Genomic DNA, 14,163 nt, shown 5'->3' with positions numbered 1-14,163 from the left:
GCGCTCAACCCACCTTCGGCAAATGCTTCAGCGACTCGGCGATGGCCGCCGCCGGGTAGTCGTAATCCTCCAACTGGCCGGAGAAATACTTGTCGTAGGAGGCCATGTCGAAGTGGCCGTGGCCGGTCAGGCAGAACAGGATGGTTTTCGCCTCGCCGGTCGCCTTGCATTTCAGCGCCTCGTCGATGGCGGCGCGAATCGCGTGGCAGGATTCCGGCGCCGGAATGATGCCCTCGGCGCGCGCGAACTGGACGCCGGCCTCGAAGGTCGCCACCTGCGGCACGGCCAGCGCCTCGATGTGCCCCTCGTGCAGCAGTTGCGAAACGAGCGGCGAATCGCCGTGGTAGCGCAGGCCGCCGGCGTGGATACCAGGCGGCATGAAGTCGTGGCCGAGGGTGTACATGCGCATGATCGGCGTGTAGCCGGAAACGTCGCCGTAGTCGTAGGCATAGTGGCCCTTGGTCAGCGTCGGGCAGGAGGTCGGCTCGACGGCGACGCAGCGCAGGTTGGCGGCGCGCTTGTCGCCGGCCGCCTTGTCGGCAAGGAAGGGAAAGGCGACGCCGCCGAAGCTGGAACCGCCGCCGCAGGGGCCGAAGATCACGTCGGGGTAGAGGCCGATCTTGGCGAACTGCTTCTTCGCCTCCAGCCCGATCACCGACTGGTGCAGGACGACGTGGTTGAGCACCGAGCCGAGCGTGTAGCAGGTCGTCGGATCGGCGGCGGCCTCCTCGACGGCTTCCGAGATGGCCAGGCCGAGCGAACCCTGGTTGTCGGGATCGGCGGCCAGCGCGGCGCGCCCGGCGTTGGTCAGGTCGGTCGGGCTGGCGAACACCTCGGCGCCCCAGGTCTGCATCATCGAGCGGCGGAAGGGTTTCTGCTGGTAGCTGACCTTGACCATGAAGACGCGCACCGGCAGGCCGAACATCTGGCCGGCGTAGGCGATCGACGAGCCCCACTGGCCGGCGCCAGTCTCGGTGGTCAGCCTTTTCGTTCCCGCCAGCTTGTTGAAATAGGCCTGCGGCACGGCCGAGTTCGGCTTGTGCGAACCGGCCGGCGAAACGCCCTCGTACTTGAAGAAGATCTTCGCCGGCGTGCCCAGCGCCTGCTCCAGGCGCAAGGCCCGGCACAGCGGGGCCGGGCGCCATTGCGCGTAGATCTGGCGCACTTCCTCGGGGATGGCGATCCAGCGCTCGGCCGACATTTCCTGTTCGAGGATCGGCCCCGGGAAAATCGCCCCCATCGCCTCCGGCGGCACCGGCTTGCCGTCCGGACCGAGCGGCGGTGCCGGCGGGTTGGCCAGGTCGGCAACGATATTGTACCAGTGGCTGGGGATTTCTTCCTGTTCCAGATTGATGCGTAGCGGCGTCATTTTTCTCTCCCTGCAAGCGGTTCCGCAAAGGCGGTAAATTACTCCAAAAGCCCCGGCCGACCAAGGGCGCGCCCCGGTTTTCGCCGCTTTTGGACGGTCGACCGCAGCAATCCACCGCGCGAGCGGTTAAAGTACGGCCTGCGCCTTCCGCCTGCCGATCGACGACGTCTTGCCCGCCACCCGAGAACTTATCCTGCGCTGCCACCCCGCCCTGCCCTGCGTGGCTGTCAGCGCCATCGCGGTCAGCGTGCAGCTGACGGAAGGCGGCGACCTCGCGCTGTGCTACGACGTCCGCGGCGCCGCGGACGGCATGCGCATCCCCGCCCCGCGGGTTTCCGGCGCATCCGACGGCCTGTGGCGGCACACCTGCTGCGAAGCCTTCGTCGCCGCGGTCGACGGTCCGGAATACCGCGAATTCAATTTTTCGCCGTCCGGGGAATGGGCCGCCTACCGCTTCACCGCCTACCGTGAACGCGATGCCGGTTTCGTGCCGCCGGTTGCCCCGCAACTGGACTTCCGGCACACCGCCGACGGTTTCCACTTGCACGCGCGGATTCCCGGCGCCCTGCTGCCGCCGTCCGGCGCCTGGCAGGTCGGCCTGAACGCCGTCATCGAAGCCGCCGACGGCGCCACGAGCTACTGGGCGCTCGCCCATGCCGCCGCGCAGCCCGACTTTCACCACCCGCAGAGTTTCACGCTGCCCCTGAACATCGCCAAGCCATGACCGCCACCCTCCAGTTCGGCATCGACCGCCTGCTCGCCGATCCCGCCCTGCGCCAGCCGCTCGCCGGCCGCCGCGTCGCCCTGCTCGCCCACCCGGCCTCGGTGACTGCCGACCTCACGCACAGCCTCGATGCGCTCACCGCCCTGCCCGACCTGAAACTGACCGCCGCCTTCGGCCCGCAGCACGGCCTGCGCGGCGACAAGCAGGACAACATGGTCGAATCGCCGGACTTCGTCGACCCGCAACTGGGCATCCCGGTCTTCAGCCTGTACGGCGAGGTGCGCCGGCCGACCGACGCGATGATGGACAGCTTCGACGTGCTGCTCGTCGATCTGCAGGACCTCGGCTGCCGCATCTACACCTTCATCACCACGCTGCGCTACGTGCTGGAAGCGGCGGCGCGGCACGGCAAGAGCGTCTGGGTGCTCGACCGCCCGAACCCGGCCGGCCGCCCGGTCGAAGGGCTGACCCTGCGCGCCGGCTGGGAAAGCTTCGTCGGCGCCGGCGCCATGCCGATGCGCCACGGCCTGACCCTGGGCGAACTCGGTCGCTGGTTCATCGCCGCGCTCGGCCTGAACGTCGACTACCGCGTCGTCGCCATGCACGGCTGGCAGCCCGACGCGGCGCCCGGCTACGGCTGGCCGCTGGGCGAACGCACCTGGGTCAATCCCAGCCCGAACGCCCCCAACCTGTGGATGGCGCGCGCCTACGCCGGCACCGTCATGCTCGAAGGCACGACGCTTTCGGAAGGGCGCGGCACGACGCGTCCGCTGGAAATCTTCGGCGCTCCCGACCTCGACGCCCGCGCCGTGCTGGCCGAAATGCGCAGCCTCGCCCCCCACTGGCTGGCCGGTTGCCAGCTGCGCGAAATCTGGTTCGAGCCGACCTTCCACAAACACGCCGGCCAGCTGTGCAACGGCCTGCAGATCCACGTCGAGGACGCCCGCTACGACCACGCCGCCTTCCGCCCCTGGCGCCTGCAGGCGCTGGCCTTCAAGGCCATCCGCCGGCTCTGGCCGGACTACCCGCTGTGGCGCGACTTCGCCTACGAATACGAACACGAGCGGCTGGCCATCGACCTCATCAACGGTTCGCCGTTGCTGCGGGAATGGGTGGACGACGCGGCGGCGACACCCGCCGAGCTGGACATCCTGGCGCAAGCCGACGAGGCCGCCTGGTCGGCGGCACGCCGGGAGTTCCTGCTCTATTGACGGCGCGGGCCCCGGCGAACCGCCGCCTTACCTGGCGAATTCGATCTTGCGCGCCGGATCGACGGAATTCAGGTAATAGCCGCCGTCCGCACCCTTGATAATGAAGGCGCACCATTTTTCGTCCTCGGCTTTCCAGTCAATCTGGATGCAATATTTGCCATCACTATTGATCGACCACTTGCCCGACGCCGTCTTTGAGGCGCTCAACGCGCTCCCATGCTTCTGGTTGCTGGTCGAGGCCACAAAGGTGCCATCCGGGTCATTCGTCCACCGCCGAAGGCTGCCATATCTGTTTAGATGTGTCACGTTGGCGCCAGTCACGAGGGTGCGCAACTCGTCACCGGAAACCTTCGTTCCACTTTCCTGCGCCTGCACGCCAGCCAGGGCCAGAATCGAAACGGCTGCAGCAAGGTATCTACGCATTTTCCCTCTCCTCATTGTCGACAAATGCCAAACGCTTTGGCAGATCATTGCCGCACGACTCGGCACACGCATTCATTGTAGATAAATTGCGGGCATTTTAAAGCCGCCGGAATTGTGGCGAAGCGAGTACCTGATCGGCCGCCATCACCCCGCGATACTGGGCCTCCTCGAACAGCGAGAACCCTGAGAGATCGGCGTGCGCCAGCGCGATGCGCGGATGGCGGAAGTTGACCAGCTTTTCCCGCGCGCCGCCCCACAGGCTGCCCGGCAGCGGGCGGCGCATGGCGTGGCCGTTGCGGAAAATGTCGAGGCGCGTGGTCAGGCGGCGGATGTCGGGATGGACCCGTTCCAGTTCCCCGAGAATGCCCTCGGCCCAGGCGGCGCGCGGCGTTTCCAGCAGCAGGCGACGCCCTTCCGCCGGCGCGACCTCGTGCAGGGCACGGTAATAGGTGAACACTGTGCCGCGTAGCCGGCGGCGGATCAACTGATGGGTCGCCGTGACGTAACCCAGGCCGGGGCTGTCGTGGAACACGTTGTCCCAGGCCGGCGGCGCGCCGTGGCGCTCTTCCGGAAAATCGGCGAGATGCAGGTTGGCGGTCAGCCACGGCGCGTAATCGCCGGCCAGCGCAGCCGCCTTGAGTTCGCCCGGGATGGCGCCCCAGACGCGCGGCAGAACGAAGGCCGGCGCTGCCCAGACCAGCTGCCGCGCCTCGTAGCGCACGGTTTTTGCCCCCTGCAGCACGTCGACCGCAACCACCGCCTTGCCTTCCTCAATGCGCCAGACCAACGCCTCGGTCACGATGCGCCCCGCGGCGTGGCGGGCCAGCCCGCGCGCCAGCCAGGCGTTGCCCTCGGGCGCCGTCAGCACGGTGTCGGGCGCAGCGTTGGCCGCTTCGCCGTCGCGGCACGCGAAGTAATGCAGGCCGGCCCAGGCCGAGGTATGGTCGTGGGCTGTACCGTAATCGTCGCGCGTCGCATAGTTGGCCAGCCAGTGCAGGCTGGGCGCGTCGAAGCCGTTGGCGCTCAGCCACTGGCGGAAGGAAATGCGGTCGAGCGCCAGCCATTCCGGGTCGCGGCTCGACAGTTCCATCGGCATGGCGAAGGCACGCCGGCCGTCGCGGCCGCGCGCCACCTTGAGTTCCTCCATGCGCGCCTGAAAGCGCCGCTGCTGCGCGCGCTCGCCGGCAGCGACGCCGCGATGCGGGAGCAGACCTTCTTCCCACAATCCGTGGCGCCAGATCCGCTCCTGCGGTGTCGCGCACAGGAAGCGCTCGTCGTAGGTCGGCCGCGCCGCCTGCGGGTCGCCCTGCAGGACGTTGAGCTCAGCCAGCAGCTCGCGGACCAGCGTCGCTTCCCTCCCGGGCAGCGGCAGGTAGTGCGCGCCCCACGGGTAGGCGACGAGCGGGCTCTCGCCGGCGCGCGAGTTGCCGCCCGCTTCGCTTTCCATTTCGAGCAGCAGGAAATCGTCGACTCCGCCGCGCGCCAGCCGCCAGGCCGCCGAGAGGCCGGAAATGCCGCCGCCGACAATCAGCACCCCGGTCCTTCGGGTCTCGGACGTAGCCGGGAAATCGCCTTCGCGCAGGCGGTGGCCGAGCGCGTGGTTCATGCCGAGCAGTTCGCCGGGCGGCAGCGGCGGGTTTCCCTGCGGCGCGCAACCGGCCAGGGTGGCGGCCCCCACCGTGCACAGGAAATCCCGGCGGCTAGTCAAATTTCCGCAGCGACAGGCTGACGGAGAGCTGCGCGCCGATCCAGCCCAGGAAGGCGCCAAGGGCGGCCAGCGCCGCGACCTCGACGGGGCCCGGTTCACGCAGCGCGAAGCTGCTGCCGTAGAGCGCCGCCAGGTTGCCGACCGGTTCGCCCAGCAGGTGGAGCGCGGCGAACACCAGCCCGGCCGCCAGCAGGCCACCGAGCGCACCCTGCAGCGCGCCGTAGTAGTAGAAGGGCCGCCGGATGAACGCGTCGGTGGCGCCGATCATGCGCGCCACCTCGATTTCGGCGGCCTGCGCCATGACCTGCAGGCGGATGGTGTTGAAAGTGACGGCGACCAGCCCGGCGGCGAAGATGGCGGCCAGCATCCAAAGCGCCAGCCGGGCCAGCCGCAGGAAGGCGTCGAAGCGCTTGACCCAGGCCGAATCGAGCTGGACGTGGGCAACCTTGGGCCAGCCGGCGATCTCCTTGCGCAGGATCTCCAGCGCCTCCGGCTCGCCGTTGGTCGGCTCGATGACGAAGGCGTCGGGCAGCGGGTTGCGCGGCAGGCTGGCGACGATCTCGGCCATGCCCTCGCTCGCCTGCATGCGCTTCAGCGCCTCCTCCTTCGGCACGAAATGCCACTTGCCGGTCGCCGCCTGGCGCAGCCGGTTCTCGATTTCGCCGACGTCCTTCCGGCTGGCGTCCAGGTTCATGAACAGGCTGATCTGCTGCACGCCGGTGGCGCTGTTGCCGAGATCGCGCAGGTTGTCGAGCGCCACGTAGCCGAAGCCGGGCAGGGTCAGCGCGATGCCGATGACGAGCAGCGACAGCAGGGTGTTGAGCGGCGTCGACCACAGGCGACGCAGGGCCGCGGCCAGCGCCGCGCGGTGCTGGGCGAACCAGGCGCTCATGCGACCAGCCTCCCGTGGTCGAGCCGCAGCACGTTCGGGCGGTAGCGCTCGATCCAGTTCTGGTCGTGCGTGGCGACGACGACGGTGACGCCGACGCGGTTGAAGTCGGCAAAGAGTTCGAGGATGTCGCCGGCCGATTCGGCGTCGAGATTGCCGGTCGGCTCGTCGGCGATCAGGATGGTCGGCCGGTTCACGACGGCGCGGGCGATCGCCAGGCGCTGCTGCTCGCCGCCGGAGAGGGCGATCGGCCGCGCCTTCTCGCGCGCCAGCAGGCCGACCTTGTCGAGCGCCGCCTGGGCGCGGCGCACCGCCTCGCGCCGCGGCATGCCGGCAATCTGCAGGGGCAGCAGGACGTTGTCCAGCGCACTGCGGTCGAACAACAGCTTCTGGTCCTGGAAGATCAGCCCGAGATGGCGCCGCACGTAGGGAATGGCGCTACGCCGCAGGGCCGAGAGGTTCTGGCCGTTGACCACCAGGCTGCCGGCGGTCGGGCGCTCGATCGAGGCGACCAGCTTGACCAGCGTCGTCTTGCCGGCGCCTGAATGGCCGGTGATGAACACCATCTGCCCGGCCTCGATGGCGAAGCTGACGTCCCCGAGCGCCTCGTAGCCGCCGGGGTAGCGCTTGCTCAGGTTGCTGGCGACGATCATTTTTAGCCGGTAGTGGTTAGTCGTTGGTTATTGGCGGATTTTGCCGGCGACAAATGACCAGCAATTCGCAACTACTCGAACAGTGCGTCGACGAAATCCCTGGCGGAGAACGGGCGCAGGTCGTCGATCTGCTCGCCGACGCCGATGAAGCGGATCGGCTTCGGGCACTGGCGGGCGATGCCGAGCACGACGCCGCCCTTGGCCGTGCCATCGAGCTTGGTAACGACCAGGCCGGTAACCTGGATCGCCTTGTCGAAGGCCTTGACCTGCTGCAGCGCATTCTGGCCGATGTTGGCGTCGAGCACCAGCAGCGTCTCGTGGGGGCCGTCCGGCTCGACCTTCTGGATCACGCGGCGCACCTTGGCGATTTCTTCCATCAGGTGCAGTTGGGTCGGCAGGCGGCCGGCGGTGTCGGCGAGCACGACGTCGATGCCGCGCGCCCGGGCAGCCGAGATGGCGTCGAAGACGACGGCGGCCGGGTCGCCCTTGTCCTGGGCGATGACCGTCACGTTGTTGCGCTCGCCCCAGGTTTCCAGCTGCTCGCGGGCGGCGGCGCGGAAGGTGTCGCCGGCGGCCAGCAGCACGCTCCTGCCCTGGCCTTGGAAATACTTGGCCAGCTTGCCGATCGAGGTCGTCTTGCCGGCGCCGTTCACGCCGGCGATCATGATCACGTAGGGCTTGTGGCCGCTGACGTCGAGCGGCTGCTCGAGCGGCTGCAGCGTGGCCAGCAGGACGTCGGCCAGCGCCTTCTGGATCGCTTCCGGTGTCTCCAGCTTGTCGCGCTTGGCCGCCTTCTTCAGTTCGTCGAGCAGATGCGTGGTCGCCTCGATGCCGACGTCGCTGGTCAGCAGCAGGGTTTCCAGTTCCTCGAGCAGTTCGTCGTCGACCTTGCCGCGCGAAAAGATCGACTTGAGCGTGCCGCCCCACTGGGCGCGCGTCTTGGCCAGCCCCTTGAACAGGCGCTCGCGCCAGGAGGGAGCGGCGGCGGCCGGCTCGGCAGGCGGCGCGTCGCTGGTGGTTTTTTTCAGGAAACTGAACATGGGGAATGAGGTCTGAAGCCGTGCTGACAGGCAGACGGCAAGCCGTTAAGATGCCGTCCGAATCAATAAAAATTTCGCCGCTGATTCTAGCAGAAAGCCCGATTTTCCATGCGCCTACGACACCTGATCGCCATTTTGATCGCCCCCTGGCTGTTGACCGCAGCGATCGCCAATCCCTACGAGATGACGCTGAAAAACGGCCTGCGCGTCATCGTCAAGGAAGATCGTCGCGCGCCGACCGTCGCCCAGATGGTCTGGTACCGCATCGGCAGCATGGACGAGGTCGATGGCGCCTCGGGCGTCGCCCACGTCCTCGAGCACATGATGTTCAAGGGCACGCCGAGCGTCGGCCCGGGCGAATTCAACAAGCTGGTCGCTGCCGCCGGCGGGCGCGACAACGCCTTCACCAGCCGCGACTACACCGCCTACTTCCAGCAGGTGCCGAAGGAAAAGCTGCCCGAGATGATGCGCCTCGAAGCCGACCGCATGCGCCACCTCAACGTCGATCCCAAGGAGTTCGCGCAGGAGATCAAGGTGGTCATGGAAGAGCGCCGCATGCGCACCGACGACAACCCGCAGTCGCGCCTGTTCGAGCAGATGAACGCCGTCGCCTTCCAGGCCCACCCCTACCGGCGGCCGATCATCGGCTGGATGAGCGATCTCGAGAACTTGAGCGCCGCCGATGCCAAGGCCTGGTACGACACGTGGTACGTGCCGAACAACGCCTACGTGGTGATCGTCGGCGACGTCGACCATCGCGAGGTCTTCGCGCTGGCCGAAAAGTATTACGGCGTACTCGAAGGGCGCGCCCTGCCGGCGCGCAAGCCGCAGGTCGAGCCGGTCCAGGACGGCACGCGGCGGGTCAACGTCAAGGCGCCGGCCGAGCTGCCGGTACTGATCATGGGCTACAAGGCGCCGGTCCTGCGCGACGTCGACAAGGACGTCGATCCCTACGCGCTGCAGATGCTGGCCGCCATCCTCGACGGCCACGACGCCGCGCGCTTCAACAAGAAGCTGGTGCGCGAGGACAAGGTGGCGATTGCGGTGAACATCGACTACGACGCCACGGCGCGCGGCCCCGGCATGATCTACCTCTCCGGCTCGCCGTCCGAAGGCAGGACGGTGGCCGAACTCGAAACCGCGCTGCGTGCCGAGATCGCCCGCCTCCAGAAGGACGGCGTCAGCGAGCCGGAACTCAAGCGGGCGCGGGCCCAGCTGGTCGCCGCCGAGGTCTACAAGCTCGACTCGATGTTCGGCCAGGCGATGGAGATCGGCCAGACCGAATCGGCCGGCATTCCCTACCAGAAGCTCGACCGCATGCTGGAGAAGCTGCAGCAGGTGACCGCCGCCGAGGTGCAGGCGGTGGCGAAGAAGTATTTCACCGACGACACCCTGACCGTCGGCGTCCTCGAACCGCAGCCGCTCGACGGCAAGCAGCGCCGTCCGTCCGCCGCCCCCCGTCACTAAGAAAATGACCATGAAAAAACTGTTGACCGCAGCAATCGCCCTGCTCGCCGCCCAGGCCGCGCTGGCCGGCGTCAAGATCGAACACTGGGTGGCGCCGAGCGGCGCCCGCGTCTACTTCGTCGAAAGCCGGGTGCTGCCCATCCTCGACGTGCAGGTCGATTTCGCCGCCGGCTCGATGTTCGATCCGGCCGGCAAATCGGGCACCGCGGCACTGACCCGCGCAACCCTCGATCTCGGCGCCGGCACGCGTGACGAAACCGCCATCGCCGAGCAGCTCGCCGACATTGGCGCCACGCTTGGCGGCGGCGCCGACACCGACCGCGCCAGCGTCGCCGTGCGCACCCTGGCGACGCCCGAAAAGCGTAACGCGGCGATCGACATCCTGAAGAACGTGCTGCAGGCGCCGCGCTTCGACGCCACCATCGTCGACCGCGAACGCGCGCGCACCGTCGCCGGCCTCAAGGAAGCCATGACGCGCCCCGACGCCATCGCCGGCAAGGCCTTCTGGGGCGCCCTCTATCCGGCACACCCCTATGGCCGGCAGGCGACGCCCGAATCGGTCGCGGCGCTGACCCGCGACGACCTCGTGGCCCACCATGCCCGCTACTACACCGCCGCCAACGCGAGCATCACGCTGGTCGGCGACATCTCGCGCGGCGACGCCGAAAAAATCGCCGAGTCGCTGGGCGCCGGATTGCCGGCCGGTGCCGCCGCGACCTTGCCGGCGCCGCCGGTCGTCGCACCCGGCAAGACCGTCGCCCTCGCCCACCCGGCCAGCCAGGCGCACGTGCTGATCGGCCTGCCGGCGATCGAGCGCGGCAACCCGGATTTCTTCCCGCTGCTGGTCGGCAACTACACGCTGGGCGGCGGCGGCTTCGTCTCGCGCCTGATGAAGGAAGTGCGCGACAAGCGCGGCTACGCCTACAGTGTCTACAGCTACTTCTCGCCGCTCAGGCAGACCGGGCCGTTCCAGATCGGCCTGCAGACCAAACGCTCGCAGGCGAAGGACGCGATCAAGCTGACGCGCGACGTGCTCGACGGCTTCCTGAAGGACGGCCCGAGCGGCGAGGAACTGGCGGCGGCCAAGGCCAACCTGACCGGCAGCTTCCCGCTGCGCCTCGACAGCAACAAGAAGATCCTCGACAACGTCGCCGTCATCGGCTTCTACGGCCTACCGCTCGACTGGCTCGACCGCTACCAGGAAAAGGTCCAGGCGGTTACGGTCGACTATGTGAAACAGGCTTTTTCCCGGCGCGTACGGGCGGCCGACCTGATGACGGTCACGGTCGCCGCCGATTGAACTCGGTCCGCATCATCGGCGGCCACTATCGTCGCCGCATCCTGCGCTTTCCCGACAGCGAAGGCCTCCGTCCGACGCCGGACCGCGTGCGCGAAACGCTGTTCAACTGGCTCGGCCAGGATCTCGACGGCCGGCATTGCCTTGACCTCTTCGCCGGCAGCGGCGCCCTCGGCTTCGAAGCGGCGTCGCGCGGTGCCGCCCGCGTCGTGATGGTCGAACAGGCCCCGAAAGTGCTCGCCGCCCTCCGCGAAAACGCCAAAATGCTGCAAAACCCGCGCGAAGTGGAGATCATGCGCGGGGATGCGCTACAATACTTGGCCTCGAATACGTCGAAATTCGACCTCATCTTCCTCGATCCGCCCTACGGCAAGGGCTGGATTCCCCGCCTGGCGCCACTGCTGGCCGGCGTTGCGAACGAAGATGCGGCGCTCTACGTCGAGGCGGAAGCACGGATCGAGGCCCTGGGCGATTGGCGCGCGGTGCGCCACGGCAAGGCTGGCGAGGTTCATTTTCAGTTGATGCGGCGGGAAACAGCTTGAGCAGACTCAATCATCGCGTGGCGATCTACCCGGGCACCTTCGACCCGATCACCCGCGGCCACGAAGACCTCGTGCGCCGGGCATCCGGCCTGTTCGACAAGCTGATCCTGGCGATCGCCGAGAGCCCGGCGAAGCAGCCGCGCTTCACGCTGGCCGACCGCGTCGAGATGGCGCAGGAAATCCTCGGCGACGTGAAGAACGTCGAGATCGTCGGCTTCAACACCCTGCTCATGGATTTCGTCCACGCCCAGGGCGCCAAGGTCATCGTGCGCGGCCTGCGCGCCGTTTCCGACTTCGAATACGAATTCCAGATGGCCGGAATGAACCGCAGCCTCTATCCCGAGGTCGAAACCGTGTTCCTGACGCCAGGCGAGCAATACATGTTCATCTCCGCCACGATGGTCCGCGAAATCGCGCGTCTCGGCGGCGACGTCAGCAAGTTTGTGCAACCTTGTGTAAATAAGCGCCTGCGGGCGAAAACTTCAGTTAATTGAGAGAGGAAAGAGAGCCATGTCTCTGATCATCACCGACGAGTGCATCAACTGCGACGTCTGCGAACCCGAGTGCCCGAACGAGGCGATTTCCCAGGGCGAGGAGATCTACGAGATCGACCCCAACAAGTGCACGGAATGCGTCGGCCACTACGACGAGCCGCAGTGCGTGCAGGTCTGCCCGGTGGATTGCATCCCCAAGGATCCCGACCACGTCGAATCCGAGGAAATGCTGTGGGTCAAGTACGAGAAGCTGACGGGCAACAAGCGCCCCTGAGCCTCGCGCAGCCCCGCAAAAAAAACCCGCGAAATTCGCGGGTTTTTTGTTGTCGACCGCAGACGGCCGGATCAGGCGGCCCGCAGTTGCGCCGCCGGCGGCAGGAGCATTTCCCGCACCCGCCCGACCACCCCTTCGAGCGCCTGGATCTGTTGCAGCAGGCTCTGCTCGATGCTTTCCAGTTCGCTGATGCGCTCTTCCAGCGTATCGGTCGCCTGGTGGATGCGCTTGATGCTTTCCAGGCGGCGCCTGAGCTGAATCTGGTGCTCGCGCACCTGCGTTTCCATCGGCGCCATGATCGCCCGCAGCCAGGTTTCCGCATCCTTGTTGGCCCGCTCGAAGGCGCGCCGCACCTGCAGCGCGACCTCCTCGAAGAATCTCTGCGTGAGGTGCTTCTTGTCGGTGGTCAGCAGGCTGCGCATCGTGTTGAGATGCGTGTTGCACCAGCCTTCCAGGCGATCCAGCTCCTTCTCGTAGCGCAGCAGCGAGAAGGCCGCCGGGGTGCCGAGCTTGAGCCCGTGCTCGACGGAGAACTTCTTGTAGATCGCCTCCATCATGTTCTGGATCTCGCCGATCTCGCCGGCCGACTTGGCCAGCGCGTAGCGCGAACGGCCGAAAAAGCCGCCCATCGCGTCGGACAGCGTCGTCGAAAAGCTCGCCTCCAGCATCGCGCTGCGGGTTTCATGGGTCAGGTGGCGCAGGGCATCGAGGCCGAGATGGGCGAACAGGTTGTTGGTCAGGGTCGAGAACACGCTGCGCACCGCGTAGTAGCGCTGCAGGCCGGCCTCGAATTCGTCCTTGTCGGAACGCACCTTGCCCATCATGTACTCGACGACGCCCTTGTTCTTGCCGCGCAGTTCGATCAGTTCGGTCAGCTGCTCGCGCAGGCTGGCGAGGCGCGATTCGAGCAGGCCGCGCACGCGCAGGCTGACTTCGCCGAATTCGCAGTCGGTGCTGTCGCGGACGATATCCTGCTTGGCCGGGATCAGTTCGTCCGACAATGCCGCCTCGAGGACGGGCAGGCGGCTCCGGTCGAGCAGCGCCGCGTCGCCGTTGATCTTGGCGACCAGCCCCTTCTGCGCCGACACTGGAAAGATCTGGCGCTCGGGCAGGCCGAGGATCGCCGCGCAGGAATCGACCTGGCGGCCGATTTCGGCATCGACCTCGGCGGCCGACTTCAGTTCGTCCCACTGGCCGTCGATCTTGTTCAGCACGACGACCCGCCCGCGCTTGGCGGTGCCGCCATCGCCGATATGCTCCTTCCAGATCGTCAGGTCGGACTGGGTGACGCCGGTATCGGCGGCGAGGATGAAGAGGACGGCATGCGCGTTGGGCAGCAACGACAGGGTCAGCTCGGGTTCGGCGCCGATGGCGTTGAGGCCCGGCGTGTCGAGGATGACGAGGCCCTGCTTGAGCAGCGGGTGCGGAAAATTGATCAGCGCGTGCCGCCAGCGCGGGATTTCGACCAGGCCGTCGGGACCCGGCCGGTAGAGGTCGCTCGCCCGCTCGCCGATCTCGAAGCCGAGGCGTCCGGCCTCCTCGGGCGTCACCCGGATCGTTTCGCTGACATGGCGCAGCGCCTCCTGCATGACGTCCGCCGACTCCACGTCGAGCGGCACCATGAACCACTCCTCGGGGTAGCGCTTGTATTCGCTGACGCTGCCGTTGGCGGCGCGCGTCTGGATCGCCAGCAGTTCGATGCGCGGCGTCTTGTCCGGATCGCAGAACAGCTCGGTCGGGCACATCGTCGTGCGGCCGGCCGACGAGGGCAGGATGCGGTTACCGTAGTCGGCGAAGAAGATGGCGTTGATCAGTTCCGACTTGCCGCGAGAAAACTCGGCGACGAAGGCGACGTTCAGGCGATCCTCGCGCAGGCGCTCGAGCAGCCGGGTCAGGCTGAGGTCGGTCTGCGCGTCCGACAACTCGTTGGCGGCGAGCCAGCCCTGGAATTCGCCGATATTGGCGGACAGGCGCGAGCGCCATTCGGTGTAGGCAGCAAATTGGTGGGCAAGGGTCATGGCAGTCGGCGGTCGCGGAAGATGGTTCAATTTAGCACGAAAACATGGACTTGC

14 protein-coding genes are annotated in these 14,163 nt (G+C 67.3%); 7 read left to right on the top strand and 7 right to left on the bottom strand.

What is annotated here, in order from left to right; all coding sequences use genetic code 11:
• Positions 1-4: 4 nt before the first annotated feature.
• Positions 5-1,369 (bottom strand): TrpB-like pyridoxal phosphate-dependent enzyme, encoded by a 1,365-nt coding sequence (locus GH660_RS11730; protein WP_153146844.1) that lies wholly within the window; start codon positions 1,367-1,369, stop codon positions 5-7.
• A gap of 169 nt (positions 1,370-1,538) precedes the next feature.
• On the opposite strand from GH660_RS11730, the gene GH660_RS11725 reads away from it, so the two are divergent.
• Entirely contained in the window at positions 1,539-2,093 is a 555-nt protein-coding gene (locus GH660_RS11725; RefSeq protein WP_153146843.1) for a DOMON-like domain-containing protein, read from the top strand.
• Positions 2,090-3,304 carry an exo-beta-N-acetylmuramidase NamZ domain-containing protein gene (locus GH660_RS11720; RefSeq protein ID WP_153146842.1) on the top strand — a complete coding sequence of 405 codons (1,215 nt, stop codon included), beginning with the start codon at positions 2,090-2,092 and terminating at the stop codon, positions 3,302-3,304. The genes GH660_RS11725 and GH660_RS11720 overlap by 4 nt, the downstream gene beginning before the upstream one ends.
• A gap of 27 nt (positions 3,305-3,331) precedes the next feature.
• On the opposite strand, the gene GH660_RS11715 is transcribed toward GH660_RS11720, so the two are convergent.
• From GH660_RS11715 to ftsY, 5 genes are all read right to left on the bottom strand, one after another.
• Positions 3,332-3,727 carry a DUF995 domain-containing protein gene (locus GH660_RS11715; protein ID WP_194266302.1) on the bottom strand — a complete coding sequence of 132 codons (396 nt, stop codon included), beginning with the start codon at positions 3,725-3,727 and terminating at the stop codon, positions 3,332-3,334.
• Positions 3,728-3,824: 97 nt separating this feature from the next.
• Complete coding sequence (locus tag GH660_RS11710; protein WP_153146840.1) at positions 3,825-5,435, bottom strand: NAD(P)/FAD-dependent oxidoreductase; 1,611 nt, start codon at positions 5,433-5,435, stop codon at positions 3,825-3,827.
• Entirely contained in the window at positions 5,428-6,327 is a 900-nt protein-coding gene (ftsX, locus tag GH660_RS11705) for a permease-like cell division protein FtsX (RefSeq protein ID WP_153146839.1), read from the bottom strand. Before ftsX ends, GH660_RS11710 begins: the two co-directional genes overlap by 8 nt.
• Positions 6,324-6,977, bottom strand: a complete 654-nt coding sequence (gene ftsE, locus GH660_RS11700) for a cell division ATP-binding protein FtsE (protein WP_153146838.1) — start codon at positions 6,975-6,977, stop codon at positions 6,324-6,326. Before ftsE ends, ftsX begins: the two co-directional genes overlap by 4 nt.
• A gap of 71 nt (positions 6,978-7,048) precedes the next feature.
• Positions 7,049-8,017 (bottom strand): signal recognition particle-docking protein FtsY, encoded by a 969-nt coding sequence (ftsY, locus tag GH660_RS11695; protein WP_153146837.1) that lies wholly within the window; start codon positions 8,015-8,017, stop codon positions 7,049-7,051.
• A gap of 108 nt (positions 8,018-8,125) precedes the next feature.
• Between ftsY and GH660_RS11690 the strand changes: the two genes are divergently transcribed.
• Genes GH660_RS11690 through GH660_RS11670 form a run of 5 tightly spaced genes read left to right on the top strand, consistent with a single transcriptional unit; the run spans position 8,126 to position 12,091 of the window.
• Entirely contained in the window at positions 8,126-9,484 is a 1,359-nt protein-coding gene (locus tag GH660_RS11690; protein WP_153146836.1) for a pitrilysin family protein, read from the top strand.
• A 10-nt stretch (positions 9,485-9,494) separates the two neighbouring features.
• Entirely contained in the window at positions 9,495-10,784 is a 1,290-nt protein-coding gene (locus GH660_RS11685) for a pitrilysin family protein (protein ID WP_228276475.1), read from the top strand.
• Entirely contained in the window at positions 10,781-11,323 is a 543-nt protein-coding gene (gene rsmD / locus GH660_RS11680) for a 16S rRNA (guanine(966)-N(2))-methyltransferase RsmD (RefSeq protein ID WP_153146834.1), read from the top strand. Before GH660_RS11685 ends, rsmD begins: the two co-directional genes overlap by 4 nt.
• On the top strand, positions 11,320-11,817 hold the full coding sequence (gene coaD / locus GH660_RS11675) for a pantetheine-phosphate adenylyltransferase (RefSeq protein WP_153146833.1): 498 nt from the start codon (positions 11,320-11,322) through the stop codon (positions 11,815-11,817). The genes rsmD and coaD overlap by 4 nt, the downstream gene beginning before the upstream one ends.
• A gap of 16 nt (positions 11,818-11,833) precedes the next feature.
• Positions 11,834-12,091: a YfhL family 4Fe-4S dicluster ferredoxin gene (locus GH660_RS11670; protein WP_153146832.1), complete on the top strand. Its 258-nt coding sequence runs from the start codon at positions 11,834-11,836 to the stop codon at positions 12,089-12,091.
• A 71-nt stretch (positions 12,092-12,162) separates the two neighbouring features.
• Here GH660_RS11670 and GH660_RS11665 read toward each other — a convergent pair whose 3' ends face one another.
• Positions 12,163-14,109: a dynamin family protein gene (locus GH660_RS11665; RefSeq protein ID WP_153146831.1), complete on the bottom strand. Its 1,947-nt coding sequence runs from the start codon at positions 14,107-14,109 to the stop codon at positions 12,163-12,165.
• Between the last annotated feature and the right edge of the window lie 54 nt (positions 14,110-14,163).

This window comes from Dechloromonas sp. H13, assembly GCF_009469615.1.
Classification (GTDB): Bacteria; Pseudomonadota; Gammaproteobacteria; order Burkholderiales; family Rhodocyclaceae; genus Azonexus.
Note: the sequence above shows the minus strand (reverse complement) of the source record. Positions and strands in the feature narration are given on the sequence as shown.

Bases quoted from the DNA above. Each gene is read 5' to 3' on its own strand.
- GH660_RS11730 (WP_153146844.1), bottom strand. From the start codon at position 1,369: ATGACGCCGCTACGCATCAATCTGGAACAGGAAGAAATCCCCAGCCAC.
- GH660_RS11720 (WP_153146842.1), top strand. From the start codon at position 2,090: ATGACCGCCACCCTCCAGTTCGGCATCGACCGCCTGCTCGCCGATCCC.
- GH660_RS11715 (WP_194266302.1), bottom strand. From the start codon at position 3,727: ATGCGTAGATACCTTGCTGCAGCCGTTTCGATTCTGGCCCTGGCTGGC.
- ftsX (WP_153146839.1), bottom strand. From the start codon at position 6,327: ATGAGCGCCTGGTTCGCCCAGCACCGCGCGGCGCTGGCCGCGGCCCTG.
- ftsE (WP_153146838.1), bottom strand. From the start codon at position 6,977: ATGATCGTCGCCAGCAACCTGAGCAAGCGCTACCCCGGCGGCTACGAG.
- ftsY (WP_153146837.1), bottom strand. From the start codon at position 8,017: ATGTTCAGTTTCCTGAAAAAAACCACCAGCGACGCGCCGCCTGCCGAG.
- GH660_RS11690 (WP_153146836.1), top strand. From the start codon at position 8,126: ATGCGCCTACGACACCTGATCGCCATTTTGATCGCCCCCTGGCTGTTG.
- GH660_RS11685 (WP_228276475.1), top strand. From the start codon at position 9,495: ATGAAAAAACTGTTGACCGCAGCAATCGCCCTGCTCGCCGCCCAGGCC.
- GH660_RS11670 (WP_153146832.1), top strand. From the start codon at position 11,834: ATGTCTCTGATCATCACCGACGAGTGCATCAACTGCGACGTCTGCGAA.
- GH660_RS11665 (WP_153146831.1), bottom strand. From the start codon at position 14,109: ATGACCCTTGCCCACCAATTTGCTGCCTACACCGAATGGCGCTCGCGC.